The 23,332-nt window shown below is 42.8% G+C and carries 24 protein-coding genes; 16 read left to right on the plus strand and 8 right to left on the minus strand.

What is annotated here, in order from left to right:
• The first annotated feature begins 21 nt into the window (after positions 1 to 21).
• Genes ABDD95_RS07640 through ABDD95_RS07650 form a run of 3 tightly spaced genes read left to right on the plus strand, consistent with a single transcriptional unit; the run spans position 22 to position 3,865 of the window.
• Positions 22 to 828, plus strand: a complete 807-nt coding sequence (locus tag ABDD95_RS07640; protein WP_345951291.1) for an FRG domain-containing protein — start codon at positions 22 to 24, stop codon at positions 826 to 828.
• An 11-nt stretch (positions 829 to 839) separates the two neighbouring features.
• Complete coding sequence (locus ABDD95_RS07645) at positions 840 to 2,534, plus strand: DUF6530 family protein (protein ID WP_345951292.1); 1,695 nt, start codon at positions 840 to 842, stop codon at positions 2,532 to 2,534.
• 38 nt (positions 2,535 to 2,572) lie between these two features.
• Positions 2,573 to 3,865: a hypothetical protein gene (locus ABDD95_RS07650; protein WP_345951293.1), complete on the plus strand. Its 1,293-nt coding sequence runs from the start codon at positions 2,573 to 2,575 to the stop codon at positions 3,863 to 3,865.
• 562 nt (positions 3,866 to 4,427) lie between these two features.
• Here the strand turns inward: ABDD95_RS07650 and ABDD95_RS07655 are convergent.
• Positions 4,428 to 4,754: a hypothetical protein gene (locus tag ABDD95_RS07655; RefSeq protein ID WP_345951294.1), complete on the minus strand. Its 327-nt coding sequence runs from the start codon at positions 4,752 to 4,754 to the stop codon at positions 4,428 to 4,430.
• Positions 4,755 to 5,262: 508 nt separating this feature from the next.
• Here ABDD95_RS07655 and ABDD95_RS07660 point away from each other — a divergent pair.
• From ABDD95_RS07660 to ABDD95_RS07710, 11 genes are all read left to right on the plus strand, one after another.
• Positions 5,263 to 5,658, plus strand: a complete 396-nt coding sequence (locus ABDD95_RS07660; RefSeq protein WP_345951295.1) for a single-stranded DNA-binding protein — start codon at positions 5,263 to 5,265, stop codon at positions 5,656 to 5,658.
• Positions 5,659 to 5,789: 131 nt separating this feature from the next.
• Complete coding sequence (locus ABDD95_RS07665; protein ID WP_345951296.1) at positions 5,790 to 6,215, plus strand: hypothetical protein; 426 nt, start codon at positions 5,790 to 5,792, stop codon at positions 6,213 to 6,215.
• Positions 6,212 to 6,889 (plus strand): hypothetical protein, encoded by a 678-nt coding sequence (locus ABDD95_RS07670; RefSeq protein ID WP_345951297.1) that lies wholly within the window; start codon positions 6,212 to 6,214, stop codon positions 6,887 to 6,889. Before ABDD95_RS07665 ends, ABDD95_RS07670 begins: the two co-directional genes overlap by 4 nt.
• A gap of 7 nt (positions 6,890 to 6,896) precedes the next feature.
• A complete protein-coding gene (locus tag ABDD95_RS07675) occupies positions 6,897 to 7,481 on the plus strand; it encodes a PRTRC system protein E (RefSeq protein ID WP_345951298.1) in 585 nt (194 codons plus the stop codon).
• Between the two features lie 18 nt (positions 7,482 to 7,499).
• Complete coding sequence (locus ABDD95_RS07680; protein WP_345951299.1) at positions 7,500 to 7,718, plus strand: PRTRC system protein C; 219 nt, start codon at positions 7,500 to 7,502, stop codon at positions 7,716 to 7,718.
• A 5-nt stretch (positions 7,719 to 7,723) separates the two neighbouring features.
• Complete coding sequence (locus ABDD95_RS07685) at positions 7,724 to 7,906, plus strand: hypothetical protein (RefSeq protein WP_345951300.1); 183 nt, start codon at positions 7,724 to 7,726, stop codon at positions 7,904 to 7,906.
• Positions 7,907 to 7,956: 50 nt separating this feature from the next.
• Positions 7,957 to 8,892 carry a hypothetical protein gene (locus tag ABDD95_RS07690; RefSeq protein WP_345951301.1) on the plus strand — a complete coding sequence of 312 codons (936 nt, stop codon included), beginning with the start codon at positions 7,957 to 7,959 and terminating at the stop codon, positions 8,890 to 8,892.
• Positions 8,876 to 9,619, plus strand: a complete 744-nt coding sequence (locus ABDD95_RS07695; protein ID WP_345951302.1) for a PRTRC system protein B — start codon at positions 8,876 to 8,878, stop codon at positions 9,617 to 9,619. The genes ABDD95_RS07690 and ABDD95_RS07695 overlap by 17 nt, the downstream gene beginning before the upstream one ends.
• Positions 9,616 to 10,497 (plus strand): PRTRC system ThiF family protein, encoded by an 882-nt coding sequence (locus ABDD95_RS07700; RefSeq protein WP_345951303.1) that lies wholly within the window; start codon positions 9,616 to 9,618, stop codon positions 10,495 to 10,497. The genes ABDD95_RS07695 and ABDD95_RS07700 overlap by 4 nt, the downstream gene beginning before the upstream one ends.
• A gap of 2 nt (positions 10,498 to 10,499) precedes the next feature.
• Complete coding sequence (locus ABDD95_RS07705) at positions 10,500 to 10,667, plus strand: hypothetical protein (RefSeq protein ID WP_345951304.1); 168 nt, start codon at positions 10,500 to 10,502, stop codon at positions 10,665 to 10,667.
• 12 nt (positions 10,668 to 10,679) lie between these two features.
• Positions 10,680 to 10,904: a hypothetical protein gene (locus tag ABDD95_RS07710; RefSeq protein WP_345951305.1), complete on the plus strand. Its 225-nt coding sequence runs from the start codon at positions 10,680 to 10,682 to the stop codon at positions 10,902 to 10,904.
• A 48-nt stretch (positions 10,905 to 10,952) separates the two neighbouring features.
• On the opposite strand, the gene ABDD95_RS07715 is transcribed toward ABDD95_RS07710, so the two are convergent.
• The 4 genes from ABDD95_RS07715 to ABDD95_RS07730 all read right to left on the minus strand — a co-directional run bounded on the left by ABDD95_RS07715 (position 10,953) and on the right by ABDD95_RS07730 (position 15,921).
• A complete protein-coding gene (locus ABDD95_RS07715) occupies positions 10,953 to 11,330 on the minus strand; it encodes a hypothetical protein (RefSeq protein ID WP_345951306.1) in 378 nt (125 codons plus the stop codon).
• On the minus strand, positions 11,297 to 14,659 hold the full coding sequence (locus tag ABDD95_RS07720; protein ID WP_345951307.1) for a hypothetical protein: 3,363 nt from the start codon (positions 14,657 to 14,659) through the stop codon (positions 11,297 to 11,299). The genes ABDD95_RS07715 and ABDD95_RS07720 overlap by 34 nt, the downstream gene beginning before the upstream one ends.
• A 469-nt stretch (positions 14,660 to 15,128) precedes the next feature.
• Positions 15,129 to 15,647, minus strand: coding sequence for a GNAT family N-acetyltransferase (locus ABDD95_RS07725; protein WP_345951308.1), 519 nt, complete (start codon positions 15,645 to 15,647; stop codon positions 15,129 to 15,131).
• Positions 15,622 to 15,921 (minus strand): DUF1778 domain-containing protein, encoded by a 300-nt coding sequence (locus tag ABDD95_RS07730; RefSeq protein WP_345951309.1) that lies wholly within the window; start codon positions 15,919 to 15,921, stop codon positions 15,622 to 15,624. The genes ABDD95_RS07725 and ABDD95_RS07730 overlap by 26 nt, the downstream gene beginning before the upstream one ends.
• 603 nt (positions 15,922 to 16,524) lie before the next feature.
• On the opposite strand from ABDD95_RS07730, the gene ABDD95_RS07735 reads away from it, so the two are divergent.
• Entirely contained in the window at positions 16,525 to 17,802 is a 1,278-nt protein-coding gene (locus ABDD95_RS07735) for an AAA family ATPase (protein WP_345951310.1), read from the plus strand.
• A 2-nt stretch (positions 17,803 to 17,804) separates the two neighbouring features.
• The gene (locus ABDD95_RS07740) at positions 17,805 to 18,554 is read left to right on the plus strand and encodes a hypothetical protein (protein ID WP_345951311.1); all 750 of its coding nucleotides are present in this window, start codon (positions 17,805 to 17,807) and stop codon (positions 18,552 to 18,554) included.
• Between the two features lie 265 nt (positions 18,555 to 18,819).
• Here ABDD95_RS07740 and ABDD95_RS07745 read toward each other — a convergent pair whose 3' ends face one another.
• The 3 genes from ABDD95_RS07745 to ABDD95_RS07755 are packed head-to-tail and all read right to left on the minus strand — an operon-like array spanning position 18,820 to position 23,242.
• Positions 18,820 to 20,622, minus strand: a complete 1,803-nt coding sequence (locus ABDD95_RS07745; protein ID WP_345951312.1) for a hypothetical protein — start codon at positions 20,620 to 20,622, stop codon at positions 18,820 to 18,822.
• Complete coding sequence (locus ABDD95_RS07750) at positions 20,619 to 22,775, minus strand: hypothetical protein (protein WP_345951313.1); 2,157 nt, start codon at positions 22,773 to 22,775, stop codon at positions 20,619 to 20,621. The genes ABDD95_RS07745 and ABDD95_RS07750 overlap by 4 nt, the downstream gene beginning before the upstream one ends.
• Positions 22,772 to 23,242, minus strand: a complete 471-nt coding sequence (locus tag ABDD95_RS07755; protein ID WP_345951314.1) for a hypothetical protein — start codon at positions 23,240 to 23,242, stop codon at positions 22,772 to 22,774. Before ABDD95_RS07755 ends, ABDD95_RS07750 begins: the two co-directional genes overlap by 4 nt.
• Positions 23,243 to 23,332 lie beyond the last annotated feature (90 nt).

A 23,332-nucleotide genomic window follows, 5' to 3' on the forward strand; every position in this document is an offset into this window, starting at 1 on the left:
CATATTTGGGAAACCCTAAACATGAATACCCTAAGCCAAACTATTGAAAATCTCGTGTTGAGATACCCCCAAGAATTAATACCACTGAAATATTTTGATAACAGCACATTAACAAGTCCTATAGTCCCTCAGCCGAAATACTTTTTTCGAGGAGAACGTTCGGCGAAATGGGAAACTTCAAAATCGACTTATAGCCGGAATCTACATGGCAAGCCGATTTTTGAAGAAGTTAATTATTTGGTAACTGGCATTCATCTTCCAACTTTAGAAATTATTAACAATTATAGTTTGTACCTTTTTTTGCGCGAAGCTCTATGGAATATTTCTATTGTTGACCGGAAAAAACAACACCCAAAAATTGAGGAATCAATTGCAGGTTTGATGCAGCATTATGGTTTTGATACGGGTTTCGTGGATGTGACAAGTGATCTATTGGTCGCTGCTCACTTTGCTGCTTGCGGTGTACCGGGTGATATAGGACAAATCATGGTACTGGAAACTCAAAACGTTGCAGATCAATATTTTGATCTGACGACATTATTCGGTAATCGGCCGAAGCTGCAAAGTTCTTTTGTCTTATCTGGTACAAACGAATTAGATCTTAAGAGCAATGAGTTTGCAATAGACTACAAACCTAAATGGTATCAATTTGAATTGACCGAATATGACCGTAATAGATTCATAAATCCTGAATTGCTAAGCTCTTCAAACGACGAAGTAATCCCTGAAATAATAAGCTGGTACGATAGTCATATTGCAAACAATGATGCAATCAGCTTTGAGGTGAAAACTTATTTGACCGGTAAAATTAATGCCCTTACAAGCTAAAACTTGGTGATATGCAGAAGAGAATGATAATCTCTGATTGGAATTTTTATAAGGCTGGTCAGGGATGTTTCTATGGCGGACAGATCACATCAAGAGGGAGTCAACAATTTTCAATGATTTACGATTGCGGTTCAACGCAGGGGACAGCCATCTTGAAAAAGGAAATTAGTGAATTCAAGAAGTTGATCGGCTCTGAAAAGCAGCATAATTTAGACTTGCTGATAATTTCTCACTTTGATGCCGACCACGTCAATCAATTGGATTATCTGTTAACAAATTGCAAGGTTAAGGTTGCGGTGCTCCCATACTTGTTTCCCATTGAGCGCTTGTATCTTTATTTTGCAAATGGGTATGACGACACAACTGATGATGACCTTTATTCGGGTTTTATTCAAGACCCTGCTGGCTTTTTGCTACAGCGCGGAGTAGACCAGGTTATTTTCATTACCGGAAATGGCGAAGTCGATGGTTTGGTAAATAATAATCCAAATCCAAACGGTCCACAAGGCTCTCCTGATACGTCAGAAATTAAGAATAATCAACTTTTTGATTTAAAAATTGGCTTGGACGATCAAGATGCACGCTTATTTTATCAAGAACAAGCGATGATTGACGCTAAATATAGCGGTAAAGTAAAATTTAAGAAAGGCGGTGGCGACATTTGTGCAGGTCTTTACTGGCAATTTTACTTCTATCAAATTCGCCAGGAACCCACCGATATAGCAGCTTTTAGAGCTCAAATCAAACATACGTTCGAAATAGAACTTGAAAATGGTTACATCGAAGGTGAAGACTTAAAAAAGATTTTTAAATATCAGGATAGAGTTGATCAGTTAAAAAAGGTTTTCAAACGTTACTTCAAAGAAACAAACAGTACGGGCATCGTAGTTATGCATGGTCCGATCAATCATTCCTTTGCACTTCTGTCGACGCCAAGAGAACAAGACTACTTCCCGGATTGCTATACGTTGCTGACGGGTGACACTAATATGAAAAAGGGATGGTCAAGGTTTATCAATGACCGCATAATTCAAACTCATATTGTACAAGTTCCTCATCACGGCTCAAAAGTAAATTGGGAACGATCGAAGTTGGACGATTTAGAAAACACAACGCTCATAATGAATTACGGGACTAAAAATACCTATGGTCATCCAAATTCCGACGTGAGAAATGAAATATTGTTAGAATCGCCCCATTGGCAGGCTATCGATAATACAGAGTTAAGTAGGTTCAAATACCGCGTAGTTTCTTACATTGAAGCCAGCAAAACTTTTAAGGATATAGCGCCGATGCACCTAACGCATAAGCCAGTCATAGCTACAGTTGATGCGAGGACTTTAGATGATCCAGAACATGACGGTAGTTGGACCGATGTCCGGTCGTTATCGATTGGTAAAGCACAATGGGACGACCCTGATGTATTTTCTGTTAAAATATGGCGAAGTGTGGATGGAAGATGGACACGTCAGAGTGAAGAAGTTCCATTACATCGCGCCCTTGATTTGGCTATTTTAGTGATTGATGCATTGATTGAAGAACGCTCAGGTACGTTTATGGGACACCACTTACATCCTGTGATTGTAGCCCCCAATAGTTTGGAAGAGTTACATGAATTTATTAGAGATAACCGTGGTATTTTGACTGAGCGAATAATCGAGATTAATAGCTTGATTCGTGAATATGGAAAATACCCAGTCCTATGAAGTTAAATGAACTAATTAACCAATTATAACCTTGATCAATGTTTATTAGAACCGATCTTTCTGACAAATTAATTCATTTCGTAAGGGCTGTGAATAGGGAAAGCAATGACTACATGTTGTCCGAAATGCATAGTTATGAATTCGCATTTGGCGAATTAGTTGAAGAAGATAAAATTTCACCATTTTTTATACTGAGGAGAATAATCAGGAAATTACAAGTCTTGTCCACTTGGTCCTATAGAAATGGGAGTTCGACGATCAGAGGCAACTATCCTGTTACTTGCTTCACAGATATGCCTATATCAGCGTTTGTCGCTACCAGTATAGATAGGCTGTCCAAAGGTCAGAAGATTAGTAATTATGCTTTGGTATTTGACAAAAAGCAAATGTTTGCCATCGGTGCCCGCCCAGTAATTTATGGGGCTACCAAAAACGAAGCACTGCCTGAAACAGAGAAATATCGCTTTGTAGCCTATGATCCGACCAGCTTGCCTTATGCAATAGATTGGACACATGAACGTGAATGGCGATGGGCCAATTTTGATTATATAAGCAAAATGATACCTCAACAGGATTTTTCTGACGAAGATCATCCGCTTGAGGAATATACACTAGAATTAATGCGCTTGAGGGACGAGGAACGAATTGAGTTTCACGGTTTGAACCTTGATAAACAACCTCTAAGCAATATAGGCTTCATTTTAAAAACAAAGGAACAAGCTAGATTAATATTGCGTGATATACTTTGGCTCATTGATCAGGGCAAGATTAGCGCTAACTTATTCACATATATCTTATTTTTTTCGGATCTGCAAGCAAATCCTGATTCCATTCAGGATCCAAAGTTTATCAATGATCTTATTAGCAACGGGCGAATAGAAATCGCCCCATATCTAATCATAGACAAACACAAGCAGCGGGAAGTTATCGCCAAGCTTGCTGAACTAAGTAGTTCGCTTATGGAGCGATTTAACCCTGATGAATTTCCTGGAGGCATCACTGGAATTAGCTTTCCTTGTTTTAATGACAATCTAAGTCAAGCAGCACGACTGCTTGTTGGGACAGCATATGTTAAAATTACGAAATTAGGACGATATCTGCTCAACTTACCCTGTTTGAATCAAACTCAGTCATTAGAGCTAAACGAGCAATTTGTGATTGATATAGTCAACCCACAACTATCAAATATTTTGGAAACTCCTTTAACCTACTATTCTGTAGGTAGTTTGAGCCGGGCGCCAATTTCGCAAATTGGCTTAAATGACATTCCGTTTTATACGGAGCCTAATGACGATGAATGGAATGAAGCTCACAGAGAAGAAGATTTCTGACATTGATAATTAGCTTTAATTGGTTTTGATTCGATAGAAACAAGTAGTTACAGAAGCAATCAAGTAAACAACAATTTAGTACACATAATATCCAAAAGGTTGATTTGTAAGTTTAATCGTCTCATAAAGTGCGAAATATTTAGTTCGAGTCTCGCAATTTTACTTCAAATTCAATGACCTATATTTAATGGTGTTTGCCCAAAAAGTTGCTTAAAAAAACTGGTGAAGTACTTGGTGTATTTCTTTTTTGTTGCCAATTCAATGTCTATTAACTAAGATTGGGTAATGGGACAGCATTCCAGTTCATCAAGAAACGCAATCCTCGTTTCTTATTTAAGTATGGAAGGTACATGTGACGAAACGTTTGACATTACTTATAGCGCAACATAAAACAAATATGGAGGTGTTAAATTCAAAAGTCGTTCCTTCCACTTCTGTCATAATGCATTTAATCATGGCGCAAAAAGATCAAATTGTGGGAAATCGATAGATATTGAAGCGTTGTGATAATTTTAAATAAACCTGTCTGAAGCGGCACACCTGGGTACACATGGTCAATGTTTCACCGGGAATTGCCGTTTACCTGTGCATATAGCTCCGGGCATTCATCCCTGAACTCCTTCTCGGGGTAGACCAGTATCCTGACTTCCATTTTCTCCTTGCCGTAGGTCTTGGAATGCAGGTCGCAGTAAAACAGGTCATTGTCCTGAAAGTCTGTAAAGTTTTCAATGGTTTGCGCATCATTCGTAAACTCCGCAGTGTGGAACCTGACCGTCTCACCGGGATTGGGGATGAACGGCGGATTTTCCACGCTAAAGATTTTGGGCCCTTTGAAGTCGTGGCTGAACAGAGATTCGTCGGTAAAGATGACGGTTAAGGTGCACTGCATAATTTCAAAGGGTTATGGGTTGGGTCAGGAACATTAAGCTCTGGTAACCATTTTACATCATTATAAAATTAATGAATTTGTCTGAAATATAGATAGATAAGTTGCTGTAATGCTTTATTTTTCTACCGTTTTTCATCTTTCAGTATTACATCAATCTCCTAATATCACTTTGGCCGATGCCTCCGGCCCGGGCTATCCGTTGTATCTGCTTCGCCCGATGTCACTGCTATCCCTATCGGGTGTAACTGTCGGGGAACTTTTGATGGTCCATTTTCCAGGCGAAACGGGTAAAAAGGGCAGCTAAAGTATTGGCCGCCGGTCGCTCCGAGCGCATAATGCCGCCATTTCATGCCGTCACCCTCCGGGACTTATAGCTCGCCGCTTCCTTTCCGGCCACTCCTCCTTTGCTTTCTTTTTTCCCTTTTTCTTTTGAAAAATAACACACAGACAGGCAAACGGAAGAAAGGATAAACGAACAAATTTTTGAAATCCTTTAAAATCAAAAACAATGGAAATCACAGGCAGAATGACCGCTAATGCGAACGTCAAAACCATCAAAGGCGGCAAAAAGGTAACCGAATTCACAATCGCCATCAATGACAGCTACCGCCCGTCTGGCGGCGAACGGGTACAAATCACCACTTACATTGAATGTGCCTACTGGCGCAATGCGGGCGTGGCCGAATACCTCAAAAAAGGGACGCTGGTTACCGTCAGTGGCAGGCTGGGTGCCGAAGCGTGGGTAAACCGCAGCGGCGAGGCGAAAGCCACCATCACCTTTCACGTGAGCGAAATCAAAATCTTGGGTAATTCCGGGAAAGCGGGTATCGAAAGGGCGGACAGTGTAGCGGTCAAAATGACCACAGCAGGAGCAGGCGCGGACGATGATGACCTGCCTTTCTGAACCAGGTAATAACCGTACAGGGTTCCGGCCTTGTACGGCTTTATTAAACTGAAGTAAACAACCCAAGCAAGCAAACGACTATGGCAAACTGGTGCAGCAATGTGGTGCTTTTCACAGGTGAAGCGCATCAAATGACCGCTCTGAGAACCTTGTTTCAAGCAATGGCAGACGAGGAACGCAGGCAGGACATGGGGCAATTGCCCGGCTTTGTTTCCGCGGAAGACGGTTATTTCTTTGACATCGGGTGGGAGGATGATGCGCTGTGTTATGGTACGAAATGGATACCGAACACGCATACCCTTATCCTGATTGCGCGGTTTATGGGCGTGGGTTTTATCCACAGCTACAGTGAACCGGATAACGGTATACATGGCGAGGCTACCTATGAAAACGGTCACCTGACTGACATTTGTCTGGAAGATGATGATTGGGCTGCTTACCACTATGATGAAGAAAACCAGATGTACCTGTTCGAGAACGAAGCCTATGACAGCAGCGAACTCATACTGGACATTCTCCTTGAAAGAAAAAAGGCTATTAAATCCCTGACCTCATGAAAACGATAACCCTCAACTTATACCGATTTAACGAACTGGACAAAACCGCACAGGAAAAGGCGCTGACCACCTACAGGCATGTAAATATAGAATTAGATTGGTGGGAAACGGAATATGAAGATTTTACAACGCTTTGCACTTATCTTGGCATGGCCGTAGACCCGTCGAGCATCCGCTTCAGTGGCTTTGATTCGCCCGGTGACGGCAGTGCATTCTCTGCCGGGGTGAACCTCCCGAAACTGTGTAAGGCCATACCTGAACAGGCATGGAAGGCGTATGCTCCCTTACAAACCTTTCCATTCTGTTTGCCAGATGCCGACCGCAGGCTAATGGCTTTAATCACCGAAGGTATCTTGACTATTAACCCTCAAATTATCGGCGGCCACAGTAGCTACGGAGTTTTTACCGACCTCATTGTGCAAATGCCGGGAGATAAGGGCAGGGAACATGGAAACATCCGCGCGGAACTGCTGAAACTCGAAGACTGGTTGCAGCAGGTTGCCGAAACGCTGAACCGTTACTTGTATGGAACCCTCGAAAAGCAGTATGAATACCTGACCAGTGATACCGCAGTGGGGGAAAGTATCGGCAGTGACGAATATCTCTTTACCGCCGATGGCCATCCGGCAGGTCACTTGTTAGCACTCAGCCAAGACCAATCGCATTTAAAATGAACCAACCATGACCACAAACTTTTTTCAAAATATCATAGCCTTACAGGTTCCCGGCAAATGGAACCGGTCCATCCATAGCGATGAACAAGGCCACCTTACCATATCCGCCTTATTTACCGCCGGGCATCAGGCCGACAACGCCACCAAAGCCATACCGCCCATGCTGCTGCGCGGAACCGCCGAAGAACTGGACAACGGCTTTTTTGAAGCAATTATGCAGCCCGTAGAGCAAACCGCAGGCTTGTATCATAACCTGAACGCTTACGCCAAAGAACTGGAAAAGGCAAAGCTGGCCTCCAAAATGGAGCAGGATAAGAAGGCGAAAGCCGCGAAAGCCAAAACCGAACCCAAGGAAAGTGAAGAAGAAGACGGCATAGAAGTTTCGGAGCCAAAGCCCGATAAGGAAGCGCAGCGCAGAGCATGGGAGGAAGCCATGCAGCAGGTGAGTGCGCTCGACAGTCAGTGCCTGTACGAGGAGGCGCTGGCCGTCCTGCCCTCTGTTACCGATTACCCTGACAAGGCAACAGAACTGGCCAAAAAGCAAGCAGACCTCGAACGCAGGCGCGAACAGAAAAAAGCCCTTTTATTTTAACCTTTTATCCTATCGACCATGTTACAGACCACCACACTATCCCGCATTTTCCTGCATCGGGAAAACCATATAGAAGTCCGGCTGACCGACCCCGGCGAAACATTCAGCCCCGAAGCAGTACTCAACTTCTATTCGGGAACTTATCCCATCCTGACCACCGCCAAAATTATCGGGCCGGAAATTCTTAACGACGAAATTCAGTACCGCTTTGAAAGCACGATGGGCACCAAAGGCTGATGACTATGAAAAGAAAACCCAATATTCAGACACGCAGGGTAAAAATACAAAAGGAGAACGACCAATGGCAGCTACACCAGCAATTCCAAAGCTTCACCGAGGCACTCGACCGCTTGCCGGACGCCGCAGCCGTACAGCGCAATCCTGCCCGGAGCGCACCGCCGGGAATGGTGCCAATGGTTTTTTAAAACATACGTTCCGGCCTTTCTGGGCAGTGGCGCAACGAACTTACAGGCAGGTGGAAGCGGAATTTTTCCGCTCCTTCGCCTTTCTGCAAAATAGCTATGAGTTGCCTGTTCTACAGTATGATAACCTGCCGTTCCCCCAAAATGTTGCCGCAGCCTATGCCGAAGCCGCCGCCGCAGTGAAAAAGCTGGACGCGAATGCAAACTGCATCATCGTACGGGACGAAAAGCATCTGGCCACATTAGCGGTGCTGAAAACCTATGACACCGGACGATGCCTTTATTATATCCCGGTCAGACCCCTGTGGCACCTCGTGCAGACCGCCGAGCAGCAGCCTTTGGCGGAACTCCTGCTCTCGATCTACTCTTATCTCTATCAGGTGGCTGGTATTCCATTCTATAGTGAAAGCGGTTCCTATATGGATTGCCAGTATGACAGCCTGCAAAACTGGATTGATGAAGCCGAATACGATAGCGTGGAAGACCAAGCCTGCGCAGACGAGCAAACCAAAGAAATGGACACCCTGCGCAGCGCAGGGGAGGGCTTGCTTGTGCTTCTGCGCGATAGGCGTTGGCTGGATAGTTGGGAAGCGAACCTAGCGGCTTACCGCCAGACTGCCGGGTGCAGGGTGGATTTCGTTGAACTGGCTGAACAGCTTTTAGCCTTGTACCGGGCTTACCCCCAAAATGGGCTGTTTGATAACATCCGCGATGACCTCATAGAACCCGAAGAAAACGAGCGCATCCGGGGGGAACAGTATATCAGCTTTTACTGGAGCGGTAACGACTGCTTTTACGATATGCTTTTCGAGATGGTGAACAACGACTTTCAGGAATGCGGTATCACCGATGAACCCACTAGCATCCGGCTCTTTGACACCCTGCAAGCAACGAAAGGAGATGACCTTGCCTACGAGCGAAAACTTTTTGAACTCATCGATGGGCTTTGCGAATTTTTAAACCCTTACGACCATGACGAACATCAGTGATACTTTCAGCGACCAGTATAGGCCCTATAAAGCCCTGCTGATCTACCAGTGCGCAAAAGAAAGCGGCGGCTATAGCCATTCCGATAATACCTGTGCTGTTTACGTCGAAAGTTACGACATCGGCAAACAGGGTAATCCCATCAATCCGCATCCTTTGACTATCCCCGAAAGCATTACCCTTGCCGGATTATTGCAAAGCAGCAGCGAATTACAGAACGGCTTTTTACGTGCCAAAGGCATCATTCCCGGTAACGTGCTGTACCTCGATATGCAAAATTCAGGATATGCCCTTTGGTATACGCCGCCGCAGGAGCGAAGCCTGTTTTTTGTCGAGAATTTAAATATTTCCTGCGGTAAAGCATTCGTGCCAGCCATGTTATGGAAAGCGTCCAGAGATCGCTTGCAGGTCTTTGCCCTCAAAGGCAAACGCAAGCCGACGATCACCACGAAATTGTACCATGCCCCGTACTTCAATATTTATGCGGATGGTGCCGTCTGCATGGGGACGGTCAGCATCCGCATCGACCGCAGTACCCGGCTGGAAGACTTCATGGCGCAGTGGGAAAAATATTTTTTCGGCAGCTATTTCAGTCACGGCTTGGCAGGCGGCGGTCTGACTGAGACCAATATCGTTCAGCTCTGGCAGCAGCAGGTAGATAGCGGCAAGCCTTTTCAAGAAGCCGCTTTAACTCCGCATACCCTCACCTTTAAATCCCTCATCCCATGAAAACGCATACCTTACCCAAAACCGCCGTTCATGTCGTGGAACCCGAATGGCTGCACCCTTACAATCCCATAGTGGTTAATCTTATCGGGGCAGGAGGGACAGGTTCCCAGGTGCTGACCGCCTTAGCCCGGATGAACCATGCGCTCATCAGCCTGAACCATCCCGGCTTGTTTGTGCGCGTGTTTGATGACGATAAGGTTGAACGCGCCAATCTCGGCAGGCAACTGTTTGCCAGCGCGGAAGTCGGGCAGTACAAGGCAACGGCGCTCATCAGTCGTATCAATCTCTTCTTCGGTACGAACTGGAAAGCGATATCCGAATGCTACGACCGGACGCTGTTCCGGCAGCAGCCGGAAATGGCGCACGCCGGGCTGACGATTGCCTGCGTCGATACCGTAGGGGCGAGGCTGGAAATAGCCGCTATCCTCAGGCAGGTGGAAAAGCGGTCGGCACATAGCCGCAACAAGCCTGTTTATTATATGGACTTCGGTAACAGCCGCTTTACGGGGCAGGTCGTGCTGTCCACTGTCGGGAAAATTGCTCAGCCCCTTATGCAGAAATATCACACAGTTGCCGAACTGCCGATGGTAACGGACGAGTTTAAAGATCTGTTACTGGCATCTGAACAGGGCGATAATACGCCAAGCTGCTCCCTCGCTGAAGCCCTGACCAAACAGGACTTGTTTATCAACTCCACTTTAGCTAATCTCGGTGCTTCCCTGCTCTGGCAACTGTTTCGGGAAGGCATGCTGACCAACCGGGGTTTCTTTTTAAACCTGAAAGATTTCAGAACCCAGCCCCTCAAAATTGTTGCCCCTGCGAAAGCAGTAACCGTTAAGAAAAGCCGTAAAAGAAACAACGCACCTCAATGCTCGTAAATATGTATGTCACAAATTTATATGGTAAGATCATCAAGGTGACCAACCTCGGTTTGGCCCTGCTGCAATCAGACGGTTACCGGCACTACCGGGTGGCCAAACCCACCAAAAGCGCTTTCGAACGATACGCTTACCACGGAAGACCTTTATCAGAAGTTACTGCAACTTAAAATGGATCTAATATGAAAACGTTAATTTATTTCCTCTGCACCTGCTTTTTGGCCACCGGGATTTATATGGTAGCCATAGGCAGTCTTAACGCCGTTCCCGGTATTCTCGTCGCCTGTGGTTTGTGGGCATGGTTCTTTTGGGGTTGGCACAAACGCAGGCAAAAAGCTGCGAAGAGAGGCCAAAGGGAACGGCGGCTGGAGGAATGGCTACGCCGGAGGGATGATTTCAACCGTTAAGGGCATTAATTCAAGTATGATAATGGTTAAAGATATCGCTGTTGAAACTTACCTGTAACCGCGGAAGATCAACTTTCTTTCCCAATCAGCGCTTTCTTTAAATGCCGCAATCCGCCTTGTTAGGAAATCACGGTGTTCAAGATAGTCGAGAGGATTTGGTAGATTAACTCTGATATACTCGTAAATACTAAGTAGCACATCGGCTTTATGATCCGCCCAAATCTGATTGCCTGATGAACTGAAATGGTTGTTAAAAAATTGCAGGTTTTCAAAAACCTCAAGGTTCGGGTTAATCGTTATGATCTTTTGAATGTAGGGATGGTATAATTCCGGGATGTTGTTGCGAGTGATGTCAAGAATAATATTAAGCATACGGACATCAGTGCTATGATTTAACACCAAGCGATCCAATACTTCTGTAGCCAAGGACATGAATTCTTCGGGCACATGGAAAAAGAATACAGCTGGCAGCAGGTCAACCGAACTCCAATATTCCATATGCCGCATTTTGATAATAGCCCCGTAAACCATATCAATTGCTCCTGGTAGAACCAGATGCGCGTCAGTGTCTTTCTGCTACCATTGAATGTCCGTTCCTGCCGGCTAGTTAGGTGGTCAATATAACGGTTGAAGAAAGTGATATCGTTATCAATGAGGTAAAATAATTCATCAGTTCGTAAATCATATTGCGCTTCCATTAAGTCCTGATGAAAATACAGCGCCTCGCAAAAAGCAGGATGCTTTGCTACAAGCTGGGGAAGTTTTTGGAAAAACTCATACTCAAGCTTGTAAATAAACTCCTGATCTGCTTCCCGTTTAGAATAATAGATATGCAGTAATTCATATATCGTATCTTCCCTTACCTTCTCGTAGCGCATGAAATGGTCCGGAAAGATGGCGAGATTGGAAGAAGCCACATGGTGGTAACACAACAACATTTTTTCTGACCAGCTAGCATTGACAATTTTCTCCGGCATCGTGTAAAAGAAGTTTTCCAACCAGTTTTGTCTATGTTTAAATGTTGCATTCAGGACAAGCTCATAAACGCGGGTGGCAGCCTCCGGATAATGATAAAAAAGTGTTCCAAATATTCGGTTGACATTGATCCAAACGTCATTGGGCTCTTTCATGTAGAACGTAAGCGCGGAAAGGCCGACCTCCAAATCAATTTTCAGCGCTTCAGACAAGATAACGGACAAACCGTCGCTAATGGCGTTTGCGCTTTCTATAGAATAGTTAGTTATCGTCGTGATATGTCGATAAATTTCTTCAAAAGCTGTTAATGAATGAACAGGAAGATGCTTCGCTATTGAACTGCTTCTGGCTTCTTCGATCTTGTCATGATTGTATATGCCGCGGTAATTTTGGTAGGAGAGCAGTTGGAATATTTCGTAAGTACGATTCATGTAGGTGCCATTTAAGCTTTTGTACTGCTCCGGTAAGCGTCCGTATGTGGCACTTAAAAGGCGCAGGAACTCCTGCACAAAATAACAATGTCCGAACACTGCAGGTTGCATGTTAGCCGAAATGAACCGCATGACGAATGCCTCGTCGAAATGCAATAACACCATGTTCAGGTGGGCTTTATCCTGCACATACTTTTGTAGTACAGGTTCTATCAGCCTGGGATGACCTAGATATTCCTTGATAATTCTTTCCCATAGCAACGTCCGCATCACTGCGAAATTAGGATGTAACTGGTGCCCATTCTCGATAGTGATATAGAACTGTGGTTCGTAGTGCGTGTTTAAAAAGCAATGTTTAAAAACCTGATAGAAGGCGTTGCGCCTGTAATCATTCAGGTGTTGGGTATCAGCTAGCCATTCAGAAAATTTCCGCAAGCGTGGAAAACCGTTGGAAACCTCTTCACCATCAGGGTATAAGGAGTTTTTAAGTTGTTCCACGTATTCGTCTTGGCGATCGGGCCTTTTCTCTATATATAAGAACCCCAGCGCCAGCGCTGTTAAAAAATTATTACTGTCCTTCGAATAAAATGGCGACAGCAGGTTGAGCAAAGTGCTTTTGCCGCTGAACCGCATAGCCTCCCATAATGCTTGTTGGTCACTTGGCTTGATCTCCTTAGTGTCTTTGATTTGTCGTGACACATACAGGAACAATTGCTCCGGGAAATAAGCGCCGAATAATTCCAAGAACACGGAGGCCGTTTGTGTATCCTCCTGTATTTCATCAAACACTTCCAGGAACATTTTTCTGTGTTTGCCAATAACCTTTTCGACTCCAAAAACGCTGATCACTGGTATGATCGTATCCATGAACCGCGACCTGTTTCTTTCAAGGTACTTGTGCAACAATAAACGAAGGTTCAGCACTTCCCGGGCAATAAAAGCCTGGTAAAACATGTAGGTTGATAAAATCTGCTCCGTAATTTTAACTACGGTGTGCTGATATATCTCGACAACCTCAACGTGCTCTAGGCGTTCGGCCGTACTGTAAAAATCTTCCACGGTAATACCAAACATGGTGAGAATGGGTAAATCCAGTTCAGAATTGATGTCAATGCTGTTAAAGAAAGATAGTATACCTAACACTTTTACCGATAACTCGTCCGTAAGCGAAAATCCATCATCCATAATTGATTGGAAGTATTCATCATATACGGCTGAAATATCAGATATCGAATGGACCACTGGATTTTGCGTATATACTCTGGCAGTCATCATCGCAAGGCGGGGATTGCCTTCCGCGATTTCGCAGATGCGCCTGCTTACCGACCAGTCTCTGATTTGGTATGGCTCACTGGAGATCATTCTCTGAATGCTTTCGTCATTTAGTTTCTGTAGATAATAAAATTCAAAATCCAATTTGCGGACGTATTTAATTATATCTTCTTTAGCATAATCCCTTACAGTCAGCATAATTTTAAGCTTAATGTCATGATCCAGCAGCCGGTCAAGTACTGACAGCAGATTTGTCAACTGCCGGTTCGCATCATCGATTAACAGGATATATTTTTTCCCAGGAATAAGGAAAGTTACCAGGTCCTCGATGATGTCTCCGGTTCTTAAAAATATATAGTAGGGTGTATATTCAGGATTTGCCATCACGAAATCATCCATCACTTGAAGCGCTAGCCGGGTTTTGCCATTTCCGGGACTGCCGCATAACACCGAAATAGCCCGATTTTCAACCATCGATAAAACCTTTTTTAAATCCATTTCCCTGCCAAAGAGCGGGTTCGTTAATGGCGTTGCCAAATTCTTCAGGCCGTAACGGGACAGGAACTCAGCTTTACTCAATATCTGGCCGGTATCAAAAGGGATATTCAGAAAGTCTCGGGCAAATACCTTACCGGTACTTGAATAGTAAGTGGACAGTGTATGAATGCCTACAATGCGAAGCCGGATGTTCAACGGGCTGACAATATGGTGGAGTTTTTCTTCGAACGCCAGATCGACCGCAGAGTTACAGCACAGTACAACCTGGTCGACCTGATGGGCCTTGATACCCAGCGAATCGAATTTAAGACATTCTTGCAAGTCAGCAAGCAGCTTATTCTCGAAGGCTTGTTTGTTGCTGTCATCTTTGGTTGTAAACTCGCCTAAAATATACTGGCCGGTAGACATACGCAAATATGCATCCGGCTGCCCCTTGCGGCTTTTTTCTTTCCCCTCCACTGTGCCGGTACTTTGCAGATCTCCTGAATACTCGCTTCTTAAAAAATCATTGCAAAGAATTTGAAAACGCCCTTGTTCAATGGCAGCCAACGCTTGGTTAACCTGAATATATTTACTCAAAATATGTTATTATTATAAATCTAAGATACACCGGTAACATCCTTTGTGATGCAGATAGCAATTATCAAACAAATTTGATTGACATGGAAGATGCCGTACGTTCGAATGATGCGGTCAAATATTTATGTACGCAGCAATGTATAATGCTGTTGAGCAATAATTTATGTTTGCGCTATCTGCGATTTGGTAAAAAATGAACGTAACCAGCCATCTGAACCTACTATTCCCTATTTAGCGAAATGGGTTATAATCTATTGGATGCAGGTAAAGAGTGCTCATTTACCGGCTCACTTAACTAATCACATTATAGACGTGCGCTTAGACCAACGTTGAACTCACTCTATTTTATGCTTTGAAATAAATAAGCAGTGCTATCTAAATCTAAGTGTGAACCATCGACATTAACCCCAATGGTCGTCCCTTAGACGGCTGATGTTAACAGAAAAAGGGAAGCCGAAGCTCCCCTTTTTTAATCTTCCGGCTCATCATCTGCTGCAAGCCCGGCTTCAATTGTTTTAACCGTCATAAACATTCGCCCGCTTCCGGGCAAAGGAATAAAACCGAAGGCCTTATAGAATTTGGCTGCTTTGTCGTCAATGGGATCCACCATAACGGCTAATATCCCCATTTGCTTTCCGAGTTCTGCACACCGGGTGAGCGCTTCACCTAACAGATAGTGGCCTAAACCTTTTCCCTGATGTGAACTACTCAACGCCAACCTGCCTAGCAGCACTGTCGGTATTTCCTGATAACTCAGCTTTTGGGCTAAGTCGTCAGGTAGCTCGTCTTTGCGGACAGCATGACTGGAAAGCGTATAATAGCCCATCACAGTGGTGTTACCCTTTTGGCAAAGTACGTAACAAACTGCCAGGTCCTTTTTGACGTCCTGGCTCGCTTGCCGTTTTATATAGTTGTCCAGCGCCGGCTGGCCGCATTCGAATTCCTTTTTATCGTGCGTCTTATCAAGTATCGAGATCGTTAGTTCCATTTCCGTTAAACTTTTTGGCTATTCGTAAAGCCTTCTTAAGTTTGTCGTTCGGAGCTGGCGGATTCAACAGCGCATTTACAAAAATCCTTTTGTCTTCCAGGCTGGTCAGCATGCTATTATTGTCGTTAATGATTTTTGTTGCTTCTGCGTTGATGCAGAAAACAACAAACTCCGACAAGCTTTTGAATCCCCGCAACTCTGACGCATACTTAATCAGCTCTTTTTGTTCTGTGCTAATACGAACATCGATTCTATCGTTAACTGCGGTTGACATAAAATATCGTTCTGGACTGTATTGACTGTTGTTGATTTGAATATATTCTGTGATGATTATTGAATTGATCTTTCTTCTTCGGTTATAATTTATTGATGCTTTTGATGATTGTCTTTTTAATAACGGATGCGCTTAAGTGTATGATTATGATCTTGATAATGTACTTGATATAATATTAATGATTGTACTGATGTGATGATCTTTTGATTTTTGATGATGCGCTTTAAATATGTTAAGACTGATTTTAATTGCTGCTGACTGATTAACCTTCTACTTTTCGATCGTTTACTTTATTGATTTTTAACTTGTTAAACTTTGTTTATCTGAATTTTCACGATAGCGGCCCGTCTGAGAGCCCTTTGTCGTGTTTGTATTAGCATTGCAAATGTACGTATAATACACGTACAATCAAAATTTGTTTTATATTTATAACTGCTGAAGAAACACGGTGATTTTTTTGCAATGGCCTTCTCGGGCATTCTGGTTGCTCGAAATGTTTATGTGCAGTATTCGGTTTGTATTCGTAATTTTAGCAGGTCATAGTAACTTATCTGTCCGTGCGTTTGCACACCGGAGTTGATTTCATATGCCAACATTATTGCAATGAATATTGAAAGATTAACGATCAAGAATTTTAGGAACATTGGAGAAGAGCGCTCATTCGAACTAGACCCCAAATTTACGACCATCATTGGTATTAATGGAAAGGGCAAATCGACGATTCTTCATGCCCTGAGAATAGCATGTGGCGCATTCTTCTTAGCCATTCCGGAAGTTAAAAAAAGGCATATTAAAAACGACGATATCCATTTGGCTGAACTAAATTATCAGTTGGTTCAGCAAAAACCAGTTAAAATAGAAGCCGTGGGAATGTTCCCTGGCTATGAAACATCTGTGCACTGGAAAAGGCAAATCACGGAAAATAGTAACACGACAACATCGAGTGAATCTGAAGTCGGAATCATCAGAAATGTCGGAAAGATTAGCTATGCAAAAGTCACTAAGGGCGAGGAGATTCCTCTTCCTGTTGTTGCTTTTTTTGGAACTTCAAGGGCGCATGGTGCAGGCAGGAACGTCAAATCCCGCTTAGGCCGGCAAGTATTTAAAGAAGGTTATCAGGATTGGTTCGAGATGAAATCAACCACCTTCAACTATGAGTCTTGGTTAAGGTCTTATAAGATTTTACGAAAGCAGGGAAAAGAGCGACCGCGTACGAGAGAAGCGTTTTTAGAAGCGATCAAGACTGCAAATCCACATATCTTAGAAGTTGAAACCGAAAATGGCGAATTGCTTCTGAAAGTTAAATTGGACGAATTTACTTCCGACTTGCTGCCTATATCTTTGCATAGTGATGGTATCCGCTTCTTTACGGAAATGGTTGCAGAACTGGCTTTCCGTTGTGTCACTTTGAACGGCTTTTTAGACGATCAAGCCGTGAGGGAATCCAAAGGCGTAGTCATGATTGATGAGATCGATTTGCACTTACATCCTAAATGGCAGAAACACGTGGTAGAGGATCTCAAGAAAGCTTTTCCCAATATTCAATTTGTCGTTACCACACATTCGCCCTTCATTGTGCAAAGTTTAAAAGCGGAAGAATTAATCAACTTAGATACGGTTACTGGACTTGACGATAACCCCGACCGATATAGTATTGAAGAGATAGCATCCCAGGAAATGGGCGTTGATCATGTTCAAAGAAGTGAGACATTCCAAAAAATGCAGCGAATTGCAAAAGAGTACTTTGACTTGATCAAAACCAACGCCAGTGCTGAAGACATTCAGCGCGCAAAGTTGTTGCTGGATGAGATCCGAATCAAGTACAACAACGATCCAGCCTATGTAGCTTTGTTAGAATCTGAATTTCCGAATACGATATAGTTATGCGACCGGTTGAAAAATCTGCCAGGTTTGATGCTCTGGGAGCGCCTCTGGAGATCGATCCTTATGATGCCGCAAAGCCTGATCTATGTGACGAAATTGGCACTTTCTGTTCGTTTTGCGAAAAGTACAATTCCAGATCTGCGCTCCACGTTGAGCACATCTATGCCAAAAATGCTGTGGACGCTCAAGGTAACAAGATTTACGACCACCTCAAACTTAGGTGGGATAATTTCCTTTTAGGCTGTGTAAATTGTAATGGTGTCAAAGGAAAGAAAGATGTCGCGGTATTAAACCCTTTTATGCCGCACACCGATAACCTGCTTTGTTACTTGGAAGCGATTACGGGTGGATTAATCGTCATTAAAAATGGCGTGACAGGAAATGACTTGACAAGAACTAATGCCTATTTGGAGTTAGTCGGTCTCGATCGTGTTCCAGGGCATCTGAAATATTCAGATAAGGATGATCGATGGGATAACCGTTTGAAGGTATACGATTTGGCTACCCGGCACTTGGCCAAATATACACAAGTTGTACCCACGACCGACTTAGAAACTATTGTTGATCTAGCGCAAACGAATGGTTTTTTTACAGTGTGGTACAGTGTCTTCCATGCGTTTGATGAAGTGAGGTCCGCGTTAATCAATGGTTTTAACAATGCACAAGGTGTTTTGGTGAAGCCATTTCCAGAAACCCATGCGGCTTCATTTAATGCGGCAAATCATTACAATCCTTTAACACGCCCCTAATATGGACAATCCAATTCTATTATTATAATATGGAATAAACCAACTCTTTAGGGCACATTGAACGCGACGCTTTCAACCGTACGGTACGACGAGAATCGAGGGCTTTTGATAGTCAATTTTCTATCGAATTGAGTATTGTTCCTGTTAATTTTTGTAAGAGTCAAGATCTTAGAGTAGATTCATTCAGGTGACTCATCATGGCTTAAAAGTATAATTTCTAAAGGAATAGGGATTTAGCGAATCAATCGAGTCTGTTCGTTTTATTCTATTGATACATACTTTTTGAACTAGGGAGTGTCCGGTTGCCCGGAATGATTACTGATACAATAAAGTCAGGATAATTTAGGTCCAACAATGTTGATGGGGATAAATGATGGATCTGAAACCAATCTTTAAAATTTGGTGGCGGAGCCTTCGTTTTATCACTCAAGTCAAGTAGCACGAAAATACCAAGCTGGTCGTAACCGGCGGTATAAGTTTGAGCTTGGGCAATGTAGTTCACTTCAAGAGAAGTTTTGTCTTGTCTTAAAAATGTTCTTTTTAATTCGATCGGAAGCGTGAGCACATCCCTCTTATACAAAATGTCAACTCGCCCTCCATCTACGAATTTAGCTTTTTCATGCTCCAGGCCATCGGCAATCTTCGAATGCTCTAAGTATATTAGCATACTATCTTGCAAATCTTGCTCAATGGCAGTTTGACCCTTTCCACCATCTGATTCACTGAATAGGAATTTAAATCTTACTTTATCATTGTTGACAAAAGTAACCCTTGCATAACGGATCACTTCTTCAAGGACGTTCATAAAGGCTTGTCGTTTGTCACCAGCATAGTCAGGCAAGGATTGATCAATACTACTCATAAGGGATATTAATACTTCTTCACCATAGATACTTCCTGTTTTAAAAGACTTATAAACACTTGCTTGCTGTTCTAGCAAGGAGCTGATGGCTTTTTCCAAAGAAATGTCCTTTTGCTGGATCTGCTGATATAATGTTAGCCCTTCATCACTGCCGGCAAAGCCTGATAATATGGCTAATAATTCTAGGTTCTCCACCGGTGCATCCGAGGTGGGTGGAAAAAGATCGATGACATAAGATATAAAAGCGACAAGATCGCTATCAGAACTATAATCCTTCAGCGCGGCTAATCTTCGTTTTTCGTTAGCCAGGTTAAATAAAAAAGCACTTTCTTCCAGCCTGGACAAAAGTTGGCCATTTATAGCGCTTAGCATACCGGCATTGACCGAGTCTGATGTTAGATGATCAATACGACCAGCCTGCAATTGCATCAATACTTCAATATTGGGTTTTAGTTCCAACCATACATCTGCACCAGATGCATGTTCCATGATCTGTTTAATAATTTCTACCTGCTGAAATATTCGGTATTGAATTGTGAAATCTGTTTCAGTCAGCGCATACATAGCATATTTGCGCAATTCATCTTTGAAAGTGGCGAAAGCGGTCATCATGGCCTGATGATCGTTATACATGAGTGATAAATTGAACCTGACAAAACTTACGAAGCAAACAGCATCAACCCGGTTCTCTACGCTTTCAGCAGAGGCCTGAAATAAACGTAATGCCTCATTGAGCAAAACGATCAAACTGTTGCGATCATCTGCGCCGACACCGGACGTAAATTTATGCAAACCGAGGAAGTAATAAGCTTGGCTGGATACATCCCCGTTTGGACTATCTGAAAGATTTGTAATCCTGTCAATCATGTCAACATTCAAGGATGAAGAAAAGTACGGGAGATATTTCATTGCAATCACCTGCAGATGAACATCATTTCCGTTGACAAAGTCATGGGCTATACTTAATACGGTATATCTGTTATTGACTTTTCCAACAATAGAAAGATCAGCCAAGATTTTAAAAGCCTCCCGTTTTATGGCACTTTCAGCACTCCCATAAATGACATAGGATAAAAAACCTGCGAGATCTGGCCCGCTGACCTGATCTATGTCGATATGGGAATAGAAATTATCAAGAAAAAGTGTTCGCTGGAAAACACTTCCGCTTCTAAAAAGTGTGAAATGTGCGGGTTCGATTGCTATCAAAATACGAATTCAACTTCATCTTTAACAAAGCTCTTTTCCGGTTCCGTGATCTGCTCGAATTCCCTAAGTGCTGATCCGATAAGTATCTGTAACTGATTGTTAAAGCGGCTATTAACTTTCTTGAGTATCTCGGAAAGACCCTGTAGGTGCTTTGGAACCATTTCTTCACTGCCCGGTGAGTCAAAGATGAGAAACCTTGGGTGTCGGCCAAGATTGTGTTCAATATCGAGTTGTATAAGACTTAAATAGAAGCCAAGTTTAACCCTGAGCTTCTCGCCCGGTTCCATTTCATTAAAGTCCACTGAAACAGTATTTTGAGTAAATGACAGGTTAAACTTGTCATCGATATCAACCTTCGTGATACTGGTTAAACCAAAAGCATTTACCTCATTTAAAATTAAGTCCTCCAGGATGTTCAAAATCTTTTTATTCAACTTGCTCCGTTTTTTGCCGAGAGCGATCAAGGCATATTCAAGGATCTCTTTTCTTAGTAGCAGTTTAGACAGTGTTTCAGTATTATCCACATGTTTTTGTTTCTGCAACTCCTCTAATTGGAATTCCAATACTGCTTTTTCCTTGATCAATTGTTCTTTTTTATCGAATAGTCCTTGCTGGTTCTTTCTGTCTCTGTTAACGGCTTCTATTTTATCTTCCAATTCCTTGAGCGTTTCAACCTCGTTATGAACCGAAGGAACTGCGATCACTTTGTTATACAGATTAGCTACAGTTATCTTTAATTGGTTTATGGTCAGTTTCAGATCTAAAATCTGTTTATCCACTACCACCAGACGGGCACTATGGCCGTTAATCTCCTGTTTGATACGTTCAGCCTTTTCTTTGAGTTCTTCCTCATCAATTTTTTGTTCTGTCGGTGTTTCTCCGCATAAACTGCAAGCGTGGCTGACATGTTCTTTTTCTTTTTTATGTTCGCTGACCTCCGTTTCGCAATGTGGACATAGCTTTATGTCCAAATTAGTAAAGAAGCTTTCTGCCTGGCGATATAACTCCACGTTTATTTCTTGTTTACTTAAACGGGTGATCTCAGCTTGGATCTTTTGCTTATCTTCCAGTAGATTACTCAATTCTTCATCGTATGGTCTTTGTTTTGCTTGTTCAGCGCGATAGGCATCTTCAGCGATCCTTTGTTGCCGCCGAACTTCATTAACCTTGTTTTGAATGGTAGAATACTCAGCTACAAACGCTTTTTCACTAAATGTAACAATAGTCAGTTTTTCTGCTTCGCGAAGCTCAGCGCTTGCTTTTTGATAGTTTTCCTCTAAAATTTTTTTGCTTGTCGACGTGTTTTCTGATCTTGTTTTGTCGGTTAATCTTATCCGGCCGATCTCTTCAGAGACCTTATCCAACTGAATACCTAACATATTTATAGGGTAGGTCAAGGGTAATCCAAGGATCATTTCGAAGATTTTTTTGCCTTGAGCACCGTAATTTTCATTGTCGAAAAACAGATATTCGTAATTGCTCGATTCCAAGTAAATCGATTTGAAATAAGTTGTCCAACTAAGGTTAGCCGTGTTTAATTCAAATTCCTCTTTAGAACTGTTCTTTTGTGTGTACTTTAAGGTGTAAAAAGAAAATTGTTCGAAAAAAAAATCCTGGATCTTCTCTTCATATTGCCGCATACTTCTGAACTCGAACTCAACATCGTTTCCGGCATCATCGAGTTTCTGATTTTCTCTGAGTGTCAGAAACTCGGCCATCGGCAATCTATATAACGCTCCCCGATCACGGCCCCGGCGATCAATATAACAGGTGTAAACAACTTGGCCTATATGGAATTCCAGTAGAATTTCATGGATCCAGTTTTTGATGTCCCTTTTGATACTGTCTGTTCCGGTAATAGCAAATTTGATGATTTTGAATATGGTCGATTTACCTTTGTGATTATCAGCGATCCAAACGTTTATACCTTTAAAAAGCGGCTTGTCGTAAATGAAATTGTCACCATTAATCTTTTGTCCGCTAAATCTTAACCGGTTAAGTACAAGAGATTTTCCAAGCGATGTAGGGCTATCTTTGTTGTAACCTTGTTTTAAGTAAAGTATTTCATTTACTTCTTCAATAGTGATCTGATCAGCAAAATGATCATGAACATATTTTACGAATTCTTTATAATTAATGTCTGTGCTGCTCATGAAAGCTGAAAGTTAAAACGGTCTTTGAATTTGTCCCTTACTTTATTATTCACATTCTGGATGTAGGATTTATAAGAGACGCTATATTCAGAATACTGATACTGCCGCTGTTTTAATTCTGAACCAGAAAATTTGTCGAAATATTCTTTGATCAACGAGCATCGCTCGAAAAACCAGGTGACTGAGGGAATGTCTTTCAAATACGTTTCTATACGATCAGCACATATATGGGTGATATAATAATTCTTGTCATACTTCTTTCCATCAGTTCTTTTCTTACTATCGTGTTTGAGAAACCCGACACTCACATGAAAAGCAATAACCTCATCGATACTTTCATAGGCACCGTGAAAGAACTTTTCCATTTCTTCCACCCGCAGTTCTGGCTCCTTTTGATCATAGATCGAGACGATCGTTTCTTTAATCTTGAATGAATCCAAAGTTTCATCATTTTCTAAAAGATCCAATAGTTCTAATTAGGTATTACGGGAATGTTGACCAGGCGATTCCGTGGCAAACTGACCAGTCTAAGAACTGGCGGAATGGTGCAGCAAATG

The organism is Mucilaginibacter sp. PAMB04274 (assembly GCF_039634385.2).
GTDB lineage: Bacteria > Bacteroidota > Bacteroidia > Sphingobacteriales > Sphingobacteriaceae > Mucilaginibacter.